The sequence below is a fragment of the Microbacterium sp. BH-3-3-3 genome, assembly GCF_007679045.1.
Taxonomy (GTDB): Bacteria; Actinomycetota; Actinomycetes; order Actinomycetales; family Microbacteriaceae; genus Microbacterium; species Microbacterium algihabitans.
On the sequence record NZ_VEFS01000006.1, the window covers coordinates 19,779 to 37,690 of the forward strand.

Genomic DNA, 17,912 nt, shown 5'->3' on the forward strand with positions numbered 1-17,912 from the left:
ACACCGAACCTGCCCTCGCGGGACTCCGAGGAAAAGGATGGCGACTTCGAGCGAAACGACCGGGCGGTGCACCCCATCGTTCGCCCGCCGCGGGGGTCCTCGCGTCACGCCGCCGGATGCCTCTAGGCGGCATCCGGATCCCGCCGTCTCGGCGAATGGCCGTGTCGAATCGGTAAGCAGGTGCGGGACGTGATCGTCAACGGTGTGCGCTCCACCGATCCGTTGTAGGCGCTTCGACCGACCTTCTCAACCTCTTTCGCGAGTTCGGTTCCCGAGGCGCCGTCGACGAGGCGGTTGTCGGTCGTGTGGAAGTACGAGGAGCATTCCGGCTTCGAGCCCGAGGGCACGCCCGTGGCGGTCGTCTCGGTACCGCTCTGCAGGTAGGTGAACGAGCCGTCGTTCTTCTCGAGGGGGATGCGGTAGTCAGTGCCGTCGCTGTAAGAGGCGCCGACGGTCTTCACGTGCTGGGCGAGAGCGGCGGAATCGTTGCCATGGAAGATCGAGCCACCGTCTTCAAAGAGATTGCCGGCCACGGGGTTGCGACCGGATGGCGCAAGGACCTCGGTGTCGTTCTGAACCCAGGAGCACAGGCCGTCATTCTTGAGGATGGGGAACATCAGACCCTCGCTGTCCGAGATCACGGCCCCCCAGGATGTTGTACGCGAGGTTCTGCCCGGTAGCTCCGTTGCTGGCCGTCCCGCCCAAGAAGTACGAATATCCGTCGGGGTCGCCCGAGGCGGGCGAGGCATTCGGTGCCGAAGCGGTGATGGACGACGATCCGCCACCGGAGGGGACGTTGATGTCGCGGACCGGATACGAGCCCCCCGAGTCCGTCGTGCCCGTGACGCTCGTGCCGCCGTTCGCGAACGTGTACCCGTCCGCCTATCCTCGCCTCACCCGGTTCATCCGTGTCGGCGTCTCATCTCGCGCGCGACGTCTGCTGAGTCTCGGTGGCTACGACGGAGTCAGCCATCTTGATTCGGACACGTTCGTGAGGCAGGTATCAGCAGCTGCTGCCCGACAGGCTGTAGGGGATTCGAGCGGTCGAACCGTTGAAGGCCCACGTGCCGAGCTTGTCGACGTCGGTGGCGAGGACGGCCCCCGATGCACCCTCGACGAGCCGGTTGTCGCCGGTCAGGAAGCACGACGACGAGGCGGGCGTCGAACCGGACGGCACGCCGACGGTTGCCTTCTCGGAGTCGTCCTCCAGGTAGGTGAACGAGCCGTCGGTCTTCTCAATCGGCAGCCGGTAGTGCGACCCGTCGCTGTACGCACTGCCGTACGACTTCACGCCATTCGCCAGGGTGGTGTCGGCCTTTCCGTCGATCAGTGACGAGAAGGTCGTGAAGAAGATGCGACCGGCGACCGGTGTGAAGTTGGATCCGCCGTTCGTCGCCTTCTGCAGAGTCACCCATTTGGTGGCGCCGTCGGAGTTATGCACCGGGAAGACGACGCCGATGCTGTTCGAGATGACCTCGCCCGATTGTCGGACGTTCTGCGTCAGGATCTTCCCTGTCGCACCATCGGTGGGGGAGTCGGACGTGAAGATCGAGTATCCGAGCGGGGCCCCTCCGAGCACACCGGTCGTCGCGATCTCCGTTCCGTTCTCGAGGTAGACGAAGCTCCCGTCTGACTTCTTGATCGGCATCCGCCAGGTGCCCGAGGCATAGATCATCTGGCCGACGGTGTCGACGTTCGACGAGAGCGTGCCGCCTGTGGATCCATCGATCAGCCGCCCGTCGGAAGCAAGGAAGAGGGAGTGTGCGATCGGACGAGCGCCCTGCGGTACCCCCTTGGCCGTCACGATTGACCCGCCCTCGGTGTAGCGGAAAAGACCTGATGAACCGGCGAGCGAAGCTGTCGCAGACTGCGCCCCCGAAGCCGACGCGGTGATCGAGGAAAGGCCGCCGTCGCGGGGGACGTTGATATCGGGCAGCCCGAAGACCCCGCTCGAGGTGGTCGTGCCCGTCGCGCTCGTGCTGCCGCCGACGAAGGTGTAGCCGTCGGCGAGCAGGGCCGTGACGGCCACTCCGCCAACGGGAGCGCCGCTGTCGGTGGCGGATACCGTCGCGCCGCTGATCGTGGAGCACCCGGTCCCGCTGTACGACGAACGGTCGAGGGCGAGAGTGAGACCCGATGCGGCGAAGGCCGGCGAAGAGGTCGTGAGAGCGATCGCCGGGACCGACCACGCCGAGGCGGCGAGAAGCGCGCGACGGGAGACACGGGTGGGGTGGTGCTGACGAGAAGACGGGGTCGACATGGGGTGAGTCCTTTCGGGCGAGCCGGGATCGGCGCCGGTGAGGCTGCGCGGTGCGGTGAGGAGAACATGTGAACGTGCCCTCGCATCATGTCGCCCGCGAGGACACGCGCGCGAAGGGGCTGCCGAGTGAATGTGCTGCAAGACCTGATCGGAGGGGCTTTGCGGCGAAAGCGAGGCGGAGCTGGGGTGGCCCGGATTCACCCGGTGAATCGCGAGAATCCGTCTGGTCGCGGGGGTTTCGACAGGCTCCGCCACCTGGGTTGGGCGGGTGCTGGGTTCGGTGGCTTCGACAGGCTCAGCCACCTTGCGCCGCGTCAGGACTCGCGCGTCACGTCGGAGGGGGACTTGTCCGGCCGCAGGCCGCGCCAGCGGGCCTGGCGCAGGATTCCGCCGGGCGTGAACTCCGCGAACTCGACCTCGCCGACCAGCTCGGGTCGCACCCACAGGGCGTCGCGGGCATCGGCATCCGGAACACCCTGGAACGGATCCGCATCGGACCGCAGGGGCTCGAGCAGCGCGGTGAGCTTCGCGAGGGTCTGCTCGCCGAAGCCCGAACCCACCCGGCCGGCGTACTGCAGGCCATCGGCCGTGGGCACGCCGACGAGCAGAGAGCCGATCGTGCCCGCGCGGTTGCCCTTGCCGGGGCGGATGCCGCCGATCACCACCTCTTGCGTGCGGGAGCGCTTCACCTTGAGCCACTGCTCCGAGCGCACCCCGCGCCGGTACGCCGAACCGGGATCCTTCACGACCACGCCCTCGAGGCCGAAGCGTCCGCTGGTGGCGACGGCGGCGTCGACGTCGTCGAACACGGGCGGCACGACGACGGGCGCCCCCGCGTCGGCGGCCAGCGCTTCGAGCAGCTCGCGGCGTTCGGAGAGGGGGAGGGATGCCACGTCTCGACCGTTCACCGACAGCACGTCGAACAGGTAGAGGTGCACGGGCGTGCGCGCGGCCTCGTGCTCGATCTCGCGCGGCTTGGCGAGGTTCATGCGCTTCTGCAGCAGAGGAAAGCTCGGGCGGCCCTGCGCGTCGAGAGCGACGATCTCACCGTCGAGCACCGCGGGCTCATCGCCGAGACCCAGGTCGACCGCCGTGAGCTCGGGATACGCGGCCGTGAGGTCGTTGCCGTTGCGCGAACGCAGGCGCAGGCGGTGTCCGTCCCAGATGCAGAGACCCCGGATGCCATCCCATTTCATCTCCACCCAGGCGGTGCCCCACCGCTCGGCGGCGGCGCGGGCGATGCCCGGGGTCGCGGAGGTGGCGAGCATCGGCTGGAGGTCGGCGACGGTGGGGGCGTCGGTGGTCGACGGGGCCTTGGTGTGAACGGGTTCAGGGGCAGGGGATCCGTGGTCGAGCGCCACGACCGGGGCTCCGTCGCTTTGCGGTTTGCCCTCGGCATCCGTCTTCATCCGATGCAGCAGCCACTGCGACTTCTCGCCCTGGCCCTCGGTGCGAATGAGAGCGAGGCGCACGCGTCCGAGCGGCCCATCGTCACGGCCCTCGAGGGTCGCGATCACCTCGTCGTCGCGCCACTTCTCGAGCTCGTAGGTGCCGGTGTCCCAGACCGTCATGATGCCCGCGCCGTACTCTCCGCGCGGGATCTCTCCGGCGAAGTCGAGGTACTGCAGCGGGTGGTCCTCGGTCATGACGGCGAGGCTGTTCTTCGCGGTCGTCGGTGGGACGCCCTTGGGCACGGCCCAGCTGACGAGCACGCCGTCGCGTTCGAGGCGGAGATCCCAGTGCAGGCGGCTGGCGTGGTGCTCCTGGATGACGAAGCGGGGGAGCCCCTCGGGGTCGGGCTCGCCGTGAGGGGCCTCGGGCACGGGCTCGGGGGTTTTACCCGCCGTTCGCTTCGAGATGTAGGCGCGCAGGGGGCCGTGCGCCTCGTCAACCGGAGCCAGCGGATCGTCGGGACGCTCGAGCACCTCGCTGAACAGCAGGTGCCGCAGGTCGGGGTCGTCGAGCTCGTCCCAGGTGCGTGGGGCGGCGACGTACGGACGCGGGCGCCCTCTCAGCGAGTAGGGCGCGATCGTGGTCTTCGAGCCGTTGTTCTGACTCCAGTCGATGAACACCTTGCCGGGGCGCGCGGCCTTGGCCATCTGGCTTACGACGAGGTCGGGGTGGTCGGCCTCGATCGCGCGGGCGAGTTCTTTCGCGACCGCGCTCGCCGCGTCGCTCGACTGGCGTCCGTCGAGGCGCGCGTACAGGTGGATGCCCTTGCTGCCGCTGGTCACCGGGAACGGTTCGAGGCCGATGTCCTGCAGGATCGCGCGAGCCCACCGCGCAACCTCGGCGCACTCGGCGAGGCCGACGCCCGGGCCGGGATCCAGGTCGAGCACCAGCCGGTCGGGGTTCTGCCGTTCGCCCTCGGAGGTGAAGCGCCACTGCGGCACGTGCAGCTCGAGGCTCGCGACCTGCGCGAGGTAGACGAGCGTCGGCAGATCGTCGACGAGCGGGTAGTCCTTCGCGCCGCTCGAATGATCGATCGGGAAGCGCCGCACCCACGCCGGAGCGCCGGGCTCGAGGGCCTTCGCGAAGAACGGTTCGCCGGGGTCGGCATCCGTTCCCACTCCGTCGGGCCAGCGCTTGCGCGTCAGCGGACGGTCGGCGATGTGGGGGAGCAGAAGCGGCGCGATGCGCGAGTAGTAGTCGATCACCTCGCCCTTGGTGGTGCCCGTCTCGGGGTAGAGGACCTTGTCGAGGTTCGACAGGCGCAGGCGGCGCCCGCCGATGCGCACCGTCTGCTCCGTCATCGCCCCAGCGTAGAGCGAAGCGGGCGGCGGGTGCCGAGGGGGTTGCGGGTGGAGAGGTCCCTGAGCTTGTCGAAGGGTCCGGGGGTTCGCGGAGGTCCGGTGGCTTCGACAGGCTCAGCCACCTCGGTTGGGGGTTCGCGGGGGTCCGGTGGCTTCGACAGGCTCAGCCACCTCGGTTGGGGGTTCGCGGAGGTCCGGTGGCGTAGACAGGGTATGCCACCTGGCGGGGCGCAAGGGGCTCGGCATCCGGAACCTTTTCGGTGTTCACTGGGGGCATGCGATCGATCTGGAAAGGCGCCCTGACCTTCGGCCTCGTCAACGTGCCCGTCAAGGTGTACTCCGCGACCGAAGACCACGACGTCTCTCTGCACCAGGTGCACAACAAAGACGGCGGGCGCATCCGGTACCAGCGCATCTGCGAGATCGACGGCGAGGTCGTTCCCTACCAAAACATCGACAAGGCCTACGACGACGGCGAACAGACCGTCGTGCTCACCAAGGACGACCTGTCGTCGCTGCCCAGCGAACGCAGCCGCGAGATCGAGGTCGTCGAGTTCGTGCCCAGCGATCAGGTCGACCTGCTGACCCTCGACAAGGCGTATTACCTCGAGCCCGACTCGTCGTCACCCAAGGCCTATGTGCTGCTGCGCAAGACGCTCGAGCAGACCGACCGCACCGCGATCGTGCGTTTCTCGCTGCGGCAGAAGACACGGCTCGCGGCCCTGCGCGTGCGCGGCGACGTGCTCGTGCTGCAGACGCTGCTGTGGGCCGACGAGGTGCGCGAGGCGGCGTTCCCGGCACTCGATGAGAGCGTGCGGATCTCGGCGAAGGAGCTCGAGATGTCGGCCTCGCTCGTCGACAGCTTCTCGAAGGACTTCGACGCCGAGGAGTTCACCGACGAGTACCAGGCCGAGCTGCGCACTCTCATCGACGCGAAGCTCGAGCAGGGCGACGCCCTCGACACCGACGCGACCTTCGGCAAGCAGGAGGAAGAGGACGGCGGCGAGGTCATCGACCTCATGGAGGCGCTGCGCGCGAGCGTCGAGCGCAGCCGGGCCGCGCGCGGCGAGAAGACCGAGGACGCGCCGAAGAAGAAGGCCCCCGCGAAGAAGAAGACGTCGAAGGCGTCTTAGCGCGCGGGCTGATCTCCGTCTTCGAGCGTCTTCGGGTCGAGCGTCAGCGACTCGGCCTCGGCGTGCGAGACGGCACCTTCGCGCTTGGCGGCGGCGCGCTCGCGGAAGTAGTGGATCGCGATGAAGATCGCGGTGCCGGCGACCGCGGCGAGCAGGATCACGTCGATGTACTCGGTGACGATGTCGCGGATGAACGGGATGTACCCGACCGCGTACCCGAGCATCGTGAGGCCGATGCCCCAGAGGATCGCGCCGATGAGGTTGTAGAGCGAGTACTTCTTCCACGGCATGTGGCCCACGCCCGCGGCGATGGGGGCGAAGGTGCGGACGACCGGCACGAAGCGCGCGAGGATCACGGTGAGACCGCCGAAGCGCTCGAAGAACGCGTTCGTGCGCTCGACGTTCTTCTTGCTGAAGATGCCCGATTCTTTGCGCTCGAAGATCGAGGGCCCGGCCTTGTGGCCGATGAAATAGCCGACCTCACCGCCGATGAATGCGGCGACACCGATTGCGAGGGCGACCCACCACGCGTTGAGGCCGAAGACGCCGTTGGGAGCGGCGGGCGTGGAGTGCGACAGTAGCCCCGCCATGATCAGCAGCGTGTCGCCGGGAAGCAGGAAGCCGATCAGCAGACCCGTCTCGGCGAAGATGATGAAGCACACCACGAGCAGCGCCCAGGGCTGCGAGTTGGTGATGATCGCAGCAGGGTCGAGCCACGGGAGCAGCGCGCTGGTGGTGTGGATCACATCGGTCCCGTCGGGTCGAGAAGGCAGTGCGGAAAGGGCGAAACGTGCGGAAGGGGGGACTTGAACCCCCACGCCCGAAGGCACAGGAACCTAAATCCTGCGTGTCTACCGATTTCACCACTCCCGCGAGTGTGCTCATTCTAAGCAGGCGGGGCGCTCTCACGATGTGAAGGAGCCGTCAAGCCCACGCCCGTTCCCCCGCCGCGACACGCCGCGGGGGAATGCTGGACGCCATGGCATCCGTTCACTCCTCCATGAAGGCGATCACGTACTCCCAGCCCGGTGACTCCTCCGTCCTCTCGCTGGCCGAGAAGCCCCTGCCCGAACCCGGACCCGGCGAGGTGCGCGTTCGCGTCGTCGTGTCGGGCGTGAACCCGACCGACTGGAAGGCGCGCGCGACGACCGGCCGCCCCCTGCCGTTCGACGAGGTGACGCCCAACCAGGACGGTTCGGGAGTGGTGGATGCCGTCGGCGACGGCGTGACCGACCTGACGGTGGGCCAGCGGGTGTGGATCTACCTCGCGGCGCACCAGCGTCCGTTCGGCACGGCGGCCGAGTACACGATCCTGCCCGCCGCGCGTGCCGTGCCGCTGGCCGACGACGCGTCGTTCGAGCTCGGCGCGAGCCTCGGTGTGCCCGCGATGACCGCGCACCGCGCGCTCACCGTGCACGAGGACGGACCCTCGCGCCTGGCCCCCGGCGCCCTCACCGGACGCACGGTACTCGTGCAGGGCGGTGCGGGAGCGGTGGGTCACGCCGCCATCCAGCTCGCGGTCTGGGCCGGCGCGACGGTCATCGCCACGGTCAGCAGCGACGAGAAGGAGGCCCTCGCGCGCTCGGCCGGCGCCCACCACGTGCTGCAGTATCCGAGCGATTCGCTGGCCGCTGGCATCCGCGAACTCGCCCCGAACGGCGTCGAGCACATCGTCGAGGTCGCGATCGCCGACAACGCCGCCCTCGACGTCGAGGTGATCGCCAACCACGGCACCGTCGGCTACTACGCCGACAATGGCGGAGACGACTTCACCGCCCCCGTGCGCGTGAGCTTCGCGAAGAACGTGCGCTGGCAGGGCCTGCTGCTCTACACGGTGGGGGAGCGCGCTCTTCTCGCCGCCGCCGAAGACGTTGCGGCGGCTGTCGCCGATGGTGCGCTGCCGGTGGGCGAGGGCGCAGGCCTGCCGCTGAGCTTCTTCGACTTGGGCGACACCGCCGCTGCGCACGACGCCGTCGAGCAGGGAGCGACCGGCAAGGTGCTCATCCGCGTCAGCGAGTAAGCCGAAACGACGACAGCGCCGGGGTCCGTGAAGACCCCGGCGCTGCGTCATTCCTGCGGCATCACTCGTGTGCGCGTCGACGCACGATGGCGGTACCGGCGGCGACGATCACGCCGATCGCCAGCATGCCGAGGCCGATCGCGGGGAGCGGGGATCCTTCGACGTCGGATCCCGTGGCGGCCAGATCACCGCGGTCGGGTCCGTTCGCGCCGGGACCGGTCGTGATCGAGGGCGCAGGGCTCGGAACCGCGGCCGGCTCGTCGGACGGAACCGGCGACGGCTCGTTCGTCGGCTCGGTGGTGGGCTCGGGCGAGGGCTCGCCGGGCGTGGGCTCGGGCGAGGGCTCCACCGGCGGCTCTTCGACGGCGGTCCACGCGAGGGCGGCCGCGGCGTGACCGATCGCGGGGGCGAAGATGTCGATCGCGTCGGTGTTCACGTTCGCCAGGGTGTCGTTGACCGTGTGGTAGTTGCGGTCCATGAAGACGCCCGCGGTGCCGCCGAACTGCTGCACCTGCTCCGCGGTCTTCGTGTCGTCGGCGCCCGAGAACAGGCCACCGGCGGGCACGCCGTTGTCGATGAACGCCTGGTAGTCGCTGCGACCGGAGTACTCGGTGTCGATCCACGGCTGCTCGATCGCATCGAAGTAGTCGGTGTACACCTGCTCGATCGCGGCGGACCCCTCGGGGATCGTGACGCCCTCGGCGGGGTAGGTCGACCGGTTCGCGTCGTACACGCCGACCGTGAAGTTCTCGGAGCCGATCATGTCGTAGTTGAGGTACGCCGAGATGCGCTCCCACTCGGCCGGGTCGTTCTCGACCAGGTCGGCGACGTAGGCGGTCGAACCCAGCAGACCGACCTCTTCGGCGCTCCACAGGGCGAGGCGGATGCGCTTGTCGTTGGGGACGTCGGATGCCGCGATCTTCTCGGCCAGCGCCAGCACGGCGGCCGAGCCCGAGGCGTTGTCGTTCACGCCCGGTCCCTCGGCCACACCGTCGAGGTGCGCGCCGATGACGACGGTGTCGTCGGGGTCGCCCGCGACGGAGTCGGCGATGACGTTGAAGGTCTGCGTGGTGAGGAATTGCTTCTCGATCACCGCGGTGCCCTCGACGGGGGCGTCGGCCGGAGCCGCCTCGATCAGCGCGGCGAGGGTGTCGCCGCTCGACTGCGGAAGGGTGGCGGCGGGGGAGTCGTCGGGGTTGCGCGCACCCGAGGTGACGTTGGTCAGCTGGTCGTCGGGAGAGGCTTCCTCCTCGGGCGGCCGCTCGTTGTTGTAGATGAAGACGGCCCCGGCGTCAGCGGCGGTGGCGTTGTCGATCTTCTGCTCGAACGAGCAGACGCCGCGCTGCACGAGCACGATCGCCCCGGCCGCGATGTCGGCGAAGTCGGACGGCTCGCACCCGAGGCGGCCGCCGTCTGCGGAGAGGGGAAGGGCGAGGGCGCCCGTGTACGGGGCGTCGATGCCCTCGCTGTTGTCGAAGTGCGAACCCTCGTAGGTGGTGCCGTCGACGGTGAGCGAGGCTTCACCGAACTCGGGGGTGTCGACCTCGAACACCTGCCGCGAGACCGTGAAGGCGCCGGTGTCTTCGAGCACCTTCTCGGCGTACTGCGCGGCGGCCTCGTAGCCGGGGCCGTTCCAGACGCGGTAGCCGTCGTCGGCGAACGACTCGCTGATGCGCGCCAGCTCGGTCAGGTGGGTCATGACGTCGGTGCCGGTGAGGCCGAGGTCTTCGGGGGAGTCGCCCGGTGCGGCGGCAGCGAACGCGGCCGGTGCCGACAGCAGGGCGCCGCCGACGAGGGCACCCGCGGCGAGCACCGCGGAGGCGCGACGAGCGCGAGAGGGAGGGGAATGCAGGGTGTATCGGGGCACGTCAAAGGCACCTCTCTGCGGGCGTCGACGCCCGCATCATCCAGGGGGAATGACACGCTGCTTCAGAGGGAAGCGAACGTTCGACGATTCTCATAGGGAATCGACAGATCCGGCAAGAGTCGCCGGAATGTTTACGGCGACGTAACACGGGCGGGGCTCCGCGAAGGGTTGTCCGGGGCGCGCGTGAGGGGTCACTTTTCGTCGCCTGAACGGGTCCGGAAGCGACCGAAAGGGACCCCTCACGCGATCAGAGGGAAGGCGGGTCAGCGGGTGCGCGGGACGTAGCGCGGGACCCAGCGGATGAAGCCCGCCGCGCCGAGCACGGCGATGACACCCATCGCGCCCACGCCCACCGACAGCGAGACCGCGGCCGTCAGGGCCGACACGATCAGCGGGGCGATGGCGCCGCCGGCATCCGTCAACGTGCGCCACGATCCGAGGAACGCGGCGGGCTCGGTGGGCGGCGCGATGTCGGCGCCGAGGGTGAGCAGAATGCCGCTCGACAGGCCGTTGCCGACCCCCAGCACCGCCGCGAACATCGCGTACCACATGGCCGCCGAGCCCAGCTCGTGCGTGAACGACAAGGCGAGGAAGCCCGCACCCATCAGCACCATCGCGGGCAGGGCCGCCCACAGGCGCCCGAAGCGGTCCATCACCTGGCCGCTGGCGTAGAACAGGGCGAAGTCGATCGCGCCCGAGACGCCGACGACTACGGCGATCGTGCCGGCGTCGAGTCCGAGCGACACGCCCCACAGCGGCAGCACCACCTGGCGGGCCGAGCGCACGGCCGACAGAGACGCCGCCGCGAGGCCCAGCCGCGCGAGCACGCCGCGAAAACGCCACATCGTGCGGAACACCCCCTCGCGCTCGACGGTCGGGATCGCGCCGGTGACGGGTTCGCCGGTGTCTTCGGCGTCGCGGGAGTCGCCGGCGCCGCGGCGGGTGGGGGAGCCCGCGCCCACCGGCACGGCCTTCTCGGGATCGGGGCCGAAGAACACCAGCAGGATCGTGGCGACCTGGCAGACGTCGAAGAAGACGATGGATGCCGTCTCGTCGCCGAAGATCGCCAGCAGGCCTGCCGAGATGAACGGGCCGACGAACATGCCGAGGCGGAACGTGCCGCCCAGCAACGACAGCGCACGGGCGCGGAAGGTCAGCGGCACGCGCGTGGTCATGAACGAGTGACGGGCCAGGGCGAACGACGCCGCGCAGAAACCGATGAGGAACACCGCCGCGGTGAAGAACGCCAGCGACTGCGCGAATACGATGCCGGTCAGGCCGGCCAACACGACGATGCCGGCCACGCCCATCGTGATGCGCTCGCCGAAGCGGGCGACCGCCCACCCGGCGGGGATGTTGCCGCAGAGCTGGCCGACGACCAGGGCTGCGGCCACGAGGGCGGCCAGTGCGACGTCGGCGCCGAGGCGGTTCGCGATCACCGGGATGAGCGGGATCACCGCGCCCTCGCCGAGGGCGAACAGCAGGGTGGGGCCGTAGATCATCGGTGCGAAGCGCACCAGCACATTCCGGGGAGAGTCGGCTGTCACCGTCTCCACGATAGGCTTGATGTCAAATGCTCGAACTCGATTTGACCGCCGACATCCAGGCGCTGCGCTCGACCTTCGCCGATATCCAGGCCGTGGTCGACGTCGACGCACTCAAAGCTGACATCGATCGCCTCAGCGAAGAGGCCGGTGCCCCCGACCTCTGGGACGACGTCGACAAGGCCCAGAAAGTCACCAGCAGCCTGAGCCACAAGCAGGCCGAGCTCAAGCGCGTCTCGGAGATCGAGCAGCGCCTTGACGACCTCGAGGTGCTCGTCGAACTCGCCATCGAGATGGAAGACGACGAGTCGGCCGACGAAGCGCGCCGCGAGCTTGCCTCGCTGAAAGACGTGATCGGCCAGCTCGAGGTGCAGACCCTCCTCGACGGCGAGTACGACCCGCGCTCCGCGGTCGTCACGATCCGCTCCGGCGCGGGCGGCGACGACGCCACCGACTTCGCCGAGATGCTGCTGCGCATGTACCTGCGCTGGGCCGAGCGTCACAAGTACCCCGTCAAGGTCATGGACACCTCCTACGCTGAAGGCGCCGGCATCAAGTCGGCCACCTTCGAGGTCGACGTGCCCTACGCCTACGGCACGCTGTCGGTCGAGGCCGGCACGCACCGCCTCGCGCGCATCAGCCCCTTCGGCGGCGCCGACAAGCGACAGACGAGCTTCGCGGCCGTCGAGGTCATCCCCGTCATGGAAGAAGCCGTCGAGGTCGAGGTGCCCGAGGGCGACATCCGCGTCGACGTGTTCCGCTCGTCGGGCCCCGGTGGGCAGTCGGTCAACACGACCGACTCCGCCGTGCGCATCACGCACCTTCCGACCGGTCTCGTCGTCTCGATGCAGAACGAGAAGTCGCAGATCCAGAACCGCGCGGCCGCCATGCGCGTGCTGCAGACCCGCCTTCTGCTGCTCAAGCGCGAAGAAGAAGCCGCCAAGAAGAAGGAGCTCGCCGGCACGATCACCGCGAGTTGGGGCGACCAGATGCGCTCGTACTTCCTGTACGGCCAGCAGCTGGTGAAAGATCTCCGCACCGGGTACGAAGTCGGCAACCCGGCTGTCGTGTTCGACGGTGACCTCGACGGTCTGATCGCGGCCGGCATCCGTTGGCGCAAGCGCAAGGACGACGACGACTGAGCCGTCTTTCCGCCCGAGCCTGAGCCCTGCGGATGCCGATCACCTCGGCATCCATAGGGCTCTCTCGGTTTCACGACACGGCGCGTCCTGACGGCCTGCTCGAAGCCCGCGCTTAGGCTCGTCGAGCCATGATCCGGTTCGAGAACGTCACCAAGCGGTATCGCGGCACCGCGAAGCCCGCCCTCAACGCCGTCGACTTCGAGGTGCAGCGCGGGGAATTCGTCTTCCTCGTCGGAGCCTCGGGCTCGGGCAAGTCGTCGTGCCTGCAGCTCATCCTGCGCGCCGAGACCCCCAGCGAGGGGCGCGTCGTCGTGCTCGGTCGCGACCTGCGCCGCCTGTCGAACCGCAAGGTGCCGTACTTCCGGCGCCACATCGGTTCGGTCTTCCAGGACTTCCGTCTGCTGCCGAACAAGACCGTGCACCAGAACGTCGCCTTCACACTGCAGGTGACCGGCGCCTCGCGCGGGTTCATCCAGCAGGCCGTGCCCGAGGTGCTGGCGCTCGTCGGCCTCGACGGCAAAGAGAAGCGTCTGCCGCACGAGCTCTCGGGCGGTGAGCAGCAGCGCGTGGCGATCGCTCGCGCGCTCGTCAACCGTCCGCAGGTGCTGCTGGCCGACGAGCCGACCGGAAACCTCGACCCCGGCACCTCGATCGACATCATGCGCCTGCTCGCGCGCATCAACGCCGGCGGCACGACCGTCGTCATGGCCACGCACGAGGCCGGCTTCGTCGACCAGATGCAGCGTCGCGTGATCGAGCTGCGTGGCGGCGAGATGGTGCGCGACGAGCGTCACGGCGGCTACGGCGACACGTCGAGCCTCCCGCGCCTCGCACCCGAGGTCGAGCGCGGAGCGGCGGCCGTCGCAGCCCTCACCGCGGTGCTCGAGGTGCAGCGCGAGGTGACCGGCCTCACCGGTCCGGTCGAGCCGCTCCGCGTTCCGGATGCCGAGCGGCCCGCCGCAGCGCAGGCTCAGCCCGCCGCTGCGCCGACGTCGGAGGCACGCGAGAACGCCGAGCCGCGCGAAGAGGCCGCGTCCGCGGCATCCGCCCCCGCCGTCACGCAGCAGAACGCCGAGCGCGAGCCGGGCACCAATACACGTTCCATTCCGGTCACGCGCCCCGACGTCGACGCCCTCGGTCTCGCCGACCGGCTCGGACTCGGAGGATCGAAAGACCGCCACGACGAAGTAGGACCCACGTCATGAGGTTCGGTCTCATCCTCTCCGAGGCCTTCACAGGCCTGCGGCGCAACGCGTCGATGGTCATCTCGGTCATCCTCGTGACCTTCGTGTCGCTGACCTTCGTCGGCGCCGCGATACTCATGCAGATGCAGATCGGCAAGATGCAGTCGTACTGGGCCGACCGCGCCCAGGTGGCGGTGTTCATGTGCGCGTCCGTGTCGGACGTGCCGACCTGCACCACCGGTCAGGCGGCCACACAAGACCAGATCGACGCCGTCAAGGCGACGCTCGACGGCGAGGCGCTCGCGCCCCTCATCCGCGACTACACCTTCTCGACCAGCGAGGAGGTGTTCGACAGCGCCAAGAGCCAGCTGCCCGACAGCATCCTCGGCGTGGTGTCGGCCGACTCGTTCAACGCGACGTTCAACATCAACCTCGACGACTCCAGCCAGTCCGACGTGATCTCCGAGGCGTTCAGCGGCCAGGCGGGCGTCGAGGAGGTGACCGATCAGATGCAGTACCTCGAGCCGCTGTTCCAGGCGTTGACGGTCGCGACCTACGTCGCCGTCGGCATCGCCGGTCTCATGCTCATCGCGGCGGTGCTGCTGATCGCGACGACCATCCGTTTGTCGGCCTTCGCGCGACGGCGTGAGCTCGGCATCATGCGCCTGGTCGGCGCCTCGAACCGCTTCATCCAGACGCCGTTCATCGTCGAGGGCGTGCTGGCCGCGCTCATCGGCTCGGCGCTCGCGAGCGTCGCGGTGTGGGCGATCGTCGGCGTCGGGGTCAACCAGTACCTGCGCGATCGGATCAGCTTCATCACCTCGTGGGTGACCCTGGGCGATGTCGCATTCGTGATCCCCGCGATCGTGGTGATCGGCGTTCTGCTCGCCGCGCTCAGCGCGAGCTTCGCGATCCGCCGCTGGCTACGCGCCTAGCACGCAGCCGTCTCGGCGTCTGCCGTGCGATAGACTGTAGGGCTCTGTGTGCCCTTGATCATGAGGAGGTGGCACCATGCCTCGTGAGCAAGGTGAAAAGCTCATCGCGTCGAACAAGAAGGCGCGTCACGACTACGCCATCGAGAAGACGTACGAAGCCGGTCTCGTGCTGACCGGCACCGAGGTGAAGTCGCTGCGCCAGGGGCGCGCGAACCTCACCGACGGGTACGCCTACATCGACGGCGGTCAGGCGTTCCTCGACGCCGTGCACATCCCCGAGTACTCGCAGGGTCACTGGACCAACCACTCGGCCAAGCGCACGCGCAAGCTTTTGCTGCACAAGGAAGAGATCGTGAAGCTCTCGCACGCCGTCTCGGCCGGCGGATACACGCTGGTGCCGCTGCGGCTGTACTTCCTCGACGGCAAGGCCAAGGTCGAGATCGCGGTCGCCAAGGGCAAGCGCGAGTTCGAGAAGCGTCAGACGATCCGCGAGCGCGAAGACAAGCGCGAGGCCGAGCGCGCGATGCGCACGAAGAACCGCCTGGGCGACTGAGCTTGATCGCGGCTTTCGCCGTCACTCCGCGCGGAAGCGTCCCTCGACGACCGAGGTCACGACGATCTCCGACGGCTGCAGGCTGAATGAAGGTCCGCCGGCATGGTCGGCCGACATCATGCGCGCCGCCAGCGGGTGCTGTGCCTCGGGCCGGGTCGCCAGCAATCCGGCATCCGCCACTTCCACCGGAGACACGGATGCCAAGCCCAGAGCGTCCGCGTACGCACTGGCGCGCTCGACGGCGACGCCGACCGCGGCCGCGGCCACCTCGCGTTCGACACGGGCGCGCGTGGTGGGGGAGAGGCGCCACTCGACAGCGGTGACCTGCACGTCGTCGGACTCGGCGACATCGCCGAGCCACCACGACAGGGCGCCCGCGTCGATGAAGGTCGCGGACAGCTCCACGCTGGCGTGATGCACGAGGGGGAGCTGCGCGCCGTCGTGGTTCCACGGACGGTCGGACCACACCGACACGCGCGCACTCGACCACTCCGACACCTCGCCCGAACGCAGGTGCGCGACCAGGCCGTCTTGCACGACGGCGGCGCGTTCCTGCGCCCGCTCGACGACCGGCCCGCGGGCGGGGCCGTCGGTGGTGACGGTGACGCGGACGGCGGCCTCTTCGGCGCGCACGCGCGCCTCGCTCTCGCCTCGGACGGTGATGACGACGGCAGTCATGGCGCGAGCATACGGGACCGACCCAGGTCGCTGAGCGTGTCGAAGGGCCGGTACCCGCGGTGTTCCGGTGGCTTCGACAGGCTCAGCCACCTTTCCGAGGTCCCTGAGCTTGTCGAAGGGACCGGTACCCGCGGCGTCGCGGTGGCTTCGACAGGCTCAGCCACCTCGCCCCCCGGTCCCTGAGCTTGTCGAAGGGACCGGTACCCGCGGTGTTCCGGTGGCTTCGACAGGCTCAGCCACCTCCCCGAGGTACCCGCGATGTCCCGGTGGCTTCGACAGGCTCAGCCACCTCGCCGAGGTACCCGCGGCGTCGCGGTGGCTTCGACAGGCTCAGCCACCTTTCCGAGGTACCCGCGGCGTCGCGGTGGCTTCGACAGGCTCAGCCACCTTTCCGCTTCCCGCGCGACGGCGGGAATCACGGGGCCGCGGGATCCGTTATAGACTGAGACGCTCGGGTGCTTCGGCCCCGAGGTGGTAACTCAACAGCGTGACGATGGTCGCTCCTTCACGGAGTTCCCGGGGCTGATCGGTTTCGACAGCGCCTGCGAACCCGCGAGAAGCGGGCCGAGGATGTGGGGTTATCTCGTAAACGCTCCCTGCAAAACAATAAGTGCCAATGCTAAGCGCACTGACTTCGCCCTCGCTGCGTAAGCGAGCCCGATAGTCCGTCAGGCCGTGTGCGACCCCGCCACGGAATCTGGCGTCATTTAGGGGTCTTGCTGTGTGACGGCGTCTGGACGTCACGCGGGACTTTTCCCAGGCTGGGCTTGTCGACTTAGGTGTCTGTGACAAAGGTCGGAGCCGAGTAGAACGTCTGCACAGACTGCGCCCGGAGAAAACGCGGAGACCCAGCGTTGGACGGGGGTTCGATTCCCCCCAGCTCCACGAACCATCGTCACGTGAGAAAGCCCCCATCTTCGCCCGTTTCGGCGAGGGTGGGGGCTTTCTTGGTTTGTGATCAGGCCGCGGACCGCGTGAAGACGTCGGTCTCGCCCGAGACGCCGTTGAGCTCGAGGTAGATACGCCCCTCGGTGCGGGTGAGGGTGGCGGTGTTACGGCGCTCGATGGCATCCGCGAGTTTCTCGACGAACCCGGGCTCGAAGCTGTGCAGCAGCACCTCGTCGGCGCGGTGGATGCGCTTGCCCGCCCACGGGGCGGCGACCTTCTCGGGATCGCGGTGCGTGTAGATCGCGACGCGATCGGCTTTCATGCTGCCGGTGTGCAGGCGCGCGGCATCCGGAGCCCCGACCTCGACCCACGCCACCAGGGCGCCGGTCAGGTCGCGCACCATCACGGCGGGCTCGTCGGTCGCGGCGACGCCCTCACTGAAGCCGATGCCCTCCTCGTATTCGAGGCAGTACGCGAGCACGCGCGTGAGCATGTACGGAGCGGTCTCGGACGGATGCCGAGCCACGCGCAGCTGCAGTTCGTCATAGACACCGCGGTCGACGTCGGAGAGGTGCACCGTGAAGGTGTGAATGGTCGAGCCGATAGCCACGATCCTCGAGCCTACGCGAGCGGGTCGTGGCGCGACGCCGCGCGGTGCGTCTAGCGTCGAGGGATGCCTGATCCTCGCGCGCTGCGCATCGACGTCGGTCCGTTCCACCTGCTGCCGACTCCGGATGCCGAGACGTGGACGGCGACGGCACGGAGCGCCTCCGACGCAGAGCCGCCCGAGATCACGGCGCAGTGGACCGCCTGGGTCGCCTTCGCGCAGCGCGTGCTGCAGGCCGACGCGCTCTGGCGCGACGTCGAGGCGCGCGGCGACGCGTGGGACGAGGGATTCGCGGCAGCGCGCGACGCCGGGGCGACGAACCCGTACCGCTGAGGCCGGAGCCTCGCG

At 68.8% G+C, this 17,912-nt stretch carries 15 protein-coding genes, 1 tRNA gene and 1 other RNA gene; 8 read left to right on the top strand and 9 right to left on the bottom strand.

All coding sequences use genetic code 11. The annotated features are described in order from the left end of the window. Positions 1-122: 122 nt before the first annotated feature. From FS769_RS14845 to FS769_RS14855, 3 genes are all read right to left on the bottom strand, one after another. Entirely contained in the window at positions 123-641 is a 519-nt protein-coding gene (locus FS769_RS14845; protein ID WP_144834760.1) for a hypothetical protein, read from the bottom strand. Between the two features lie 362 nt (positions 642-1,003). Continuing rightward, positions 1,004-2,260, bottom strand: coding sequence for a hypothetical protein (locus FS769_RS14850; protein WP_144834762.1), 1,257 nt, complete (start codon positions 2,258-2,260; stop codon positions 1,004-1,006). 314 nt (positions 2,261-2,574) lie between these two features. Further along, positions 2,575-5,013 (bottom strand): ATP-dependent DNA ligase, encoded by a 2,439-nt coding sequence (locus FS769_RS14855; protein WP_144834764.1) that lies wholly within the window; start codon positions 5,011-5,013, stop codon positions 2,575-2,577. 275 nt (positions 5,014-5,288) lie between these two features. Here FS769_RS14855 and FS769_RS14860 point away from each other — a divergent pair, with 275 nt between their 5' ends. Further along, positions 5,289-6,146 carry a Ku protein gene (locus FS769_RS14860; RefSeq protein ID WP_144834766.1) on the top strand — a complete coding sequence of 286 codons (858 nt, stop codon included), beginning with the start codon at positions 5,289-5,291 and terminating at the stop codon, positions 6,144-6,146. Here the strand turns inward: FS769_RS14860 and FS769_RS14865 are convergent. Both FS769_RS14865 and FS769_RS14870 read right to left on the bottom strand, forming a co-directional pair. Continuing rightward, complete coding sequence (locus FS769_RS14865; protein ID WP_144834768.1) at positions 6,143-6,892, bottom strand: DedA family protein; 750 nt, start codon at positions 6,890-6,892, stop codon at positions 6,143-6,145. The genes FS769_RS14860 and FS769_RS14865 overlap by 4 nt on opposite strands. Before the next feature lie 45 nt (positions 6,893-6,937). Then, positions 6,938-7,019: transfer RNA gene (locus tag FS769_RS14870), tRNA-Leu, on the bottom strand. 127 nt (positions 7,020-7,146) lie between these two features. Here FS769_RS14870 and FS769_RS14875 point away from each other — a divergent pair. Then, positions 7,147-8,166: an NADPH:quinone reductase gene (locus FS769_RS14875; protein ID WP_144835035.1), complete on the top strand. Its 1,020-nt coding sequence runs from the start codon at positions 7,147-7,149 to the stop codon at positions 8,164-8,166. Positions 8,167-8,227: 61 nt separating this feature from the next. Here the strand turns inward: FS769_RS14875 and FS769_RS14880 are convergent, their stop codons facing one another. Both FS769_RS14880 and FS769_RS14885 read right to left on the bottom strand, forming a co-directional pair. Beyond that, entirely contained in the window at positions 8,228-10,033 is a 1,806-nt protein-coding gene (locus tag FS769_RS14880; protein ID WP_144834770.1) for a M20/M25/M40 family metallo-hydrolase, read from the bottom strand. A 263-nt stretch (positions 10,034-10,296) separates the two neighbouring features. Beyond that, entirely contained in the window at positions 10,297-11,535 is a 1,239-nt protein-coding gene (locus FS769_RS14885) for an MFS transporter (RefSeq protein WP_186325587.1), read from the bottom strand. A 71-nt stretch (positions 11,536-11,606) separates the two neighbouring features. On the opposite strand from FS769_RS14885, the gene prfB reads away from it, so the two are divergent. From prfB to smpB, 4 genes are all read left to right on the top strand, one after another. After that, positions 11,607-12,719 (top strand): peptide chain release factor 2, encoded by a 1,113-nt coding sequence (prfB, locus tag FS769_RS14890; RefSeq protein WP_144834772.1) that lies wholly within the window; start codon positions 11,607-11,609, stop codon positions 12,717-12,719. Positions 12,720-12,847: 128 nt separating this feature from the next. After that, positions 12,848-13,924 (top strand): cell division ATP-binding protein FtsE, encoded by a 1,077-nt coding sequence (ftsE, locus tag FS769_RS14895; protein WP_144834774.1) that lies wholly within the window; start codon positions 12,848-12,850, stop codon positions 13,922-13,924. Next, on the top strand, positions 13,921-14,838 hold the full coding sequence (gene ftsX, locus FS769_RS14900) for a permease-like cell division protein FtsX (RefSeq protein ID WP_144834776.1): 918 nt from the start codon (positions 13,921-13,923) through the stop codon (positions 14,836-14,838). Before ftsE ends, ftsX begins: the two co-directional genes overlap by 4 nt. Positions 14,839-14,914: 76 nt before the next feature. Continuing rightward, positions 14,915-15,391 carry an SsrA-binding protein SmpB gene (gene smpB / locus FS769_RS14905; RefSeq protein ID WP_144834778.1) on the top strand — a complete coding sequence of 159 codons (477 nt, stop codon included), beginning with the start codon at positions 14,915-14,917 and terminating at the stop codon, positions 15,389-15,391. A 21-nt stretch (positions 15,392-15,412) separates the two neighbouring features. Here the strand turns inward: smpB and FS769_RS14910 are convergent, their stop codons facing one another. Continuing rightward, positions 15,413-16,069 (bottom strand): SIMPL domain-containing protein, encoded by a 657-nt coding sequence (locus FS769_RS14910; protein WP_144834780.1) that lies wholly within the window; start codon positions 16,067-16,069, stop codon positions 15,413-15,415. 518 nt (positions 16,070-16,587) lie between these two features. Here FS769_RS14910 and ssrA point away from each other — a divergent pair. After that, positions 16,588-16,957, top strand: a transfer-messenger RNA (tmRNA) gene (gene ssrA, locus FS769_RS14915). Positions 16,958-17,027: 70 nt separating this feature from the next. On the opposite strand, the gene FS769_RS14920 is transcribed toward ssrA, so the two are convergent. Continuing rightward, on the bottom strand, positions 17,028-17,567 hold the full coding sequence (locus FS769_RS14920; RefSeq protein ID WP_144834782.1) for a YaeQ family protein: 540 nt from the start codon (positions 17,565-17,567) through the stop codon (positions 17,028-17,030). A 63-nt stretch (positions 17,568-17,630) separates the two neighbouring features. Here FS769_RS14920 and FS769_RS14925 point away from each other — a divergent pair, with 63 nt between their 5' ends. Beyond that, on the top strand, positions 17,631-17,897 hold the full coding sequence (locus tag FS769_RS14925) for a hypothetical protein (RefSeq protein ID WP_144834784.1): 267 nt from the start codon (positions 17,631-17,633) through the stop codon (positions 17,895-17,897). Positions 17,898-17,912 lie beyond the last annotated feature (15 nt).

What these genes read in the sequence shown, in the direction of transcription:
- prfB (WP_144834772.1), top strand. Translation starts at nt 11,607, where the DNA reads ATGCTCGAACTCGATTTGACCGCCGACATCCAGGCGCTGCGCTCGACC.
- FS769_RS14875 (WP_144835035.1), top strand. Translation starts at nt 7,147, where the DNA reads ATGAAGGCGATCACGTACTCCCAGCCCGGTGACTCCTCCGTCCTCTCG.
- FS769_RS14860 (WP_144834766.1), top strand. Translation starts at nt 5,289, where the DNA reads ATGCGATCGATCTGGAAAGGCGCCCTGACCTTCGGCCTCGTCAACGTG.
- FS769_RS14855 (WP_144834764.1), bottom strand. Translation starts at nt 5,013, where the DNA reads ATGACGGAGCAGACGGTGCGCATCGGCGGGCGCCGCCTGCGCCTGTCG.
- FS769_RS14925 (WP_144834784.1), top strand. Translation starts at nt 17,631, where the DNA reads ATGCCTGATCCTCGCGCGCTGCGCATCGACGTCGGTCCGTTCCACCTG.
- FS769_RS14850 (WP_144834762.1), bottom strand. Translation starts at nt 2,260, where the DNA reads ATGTCGACCCCGTCTTCTCGTCAGCACCACCCCACCCGTGTCTCCCGT.
- ftsX (WP_144834776.1), top strand. Translation starts at nt 13,921, where the DNA reads ATGAGGTTCGGTCTCATCCTCTCCGAGGCCTTCACAGGCCTGCGGCGC.
- FS769_RS14910 (WP_144834780.1), bottom strand. Translation starts at nt 16,069, where the DNA reads ATGACTGCCGTCGTCATCACCGTCCGAGGCGAGAGCGAGGCGCGCGTG.
- smpB (WP_144834778.1), top strand. Translation starts at nt 14,915, where the DNA reads ATGCCTCGTGAGCAAGGTGAAAAGCTCATCGCGTCGAACAAGAAGGCG.
- ftsE (WP_144834774.1), top strand. Translation starts at nt 12,848, where the DNA reads ATGATCCGGTTCGAGAACGTCACCAAGCGGTATCGCGGCACCGCGAAG.
- FS769_RS14885 (WP_186325587.1), bottom strand. Translation starts at nt 11,535, where the DNA reads ATGATCTACGGCCCCACCCTGCTGTTCGCCCTCGGCGAGGGCGCGGTG.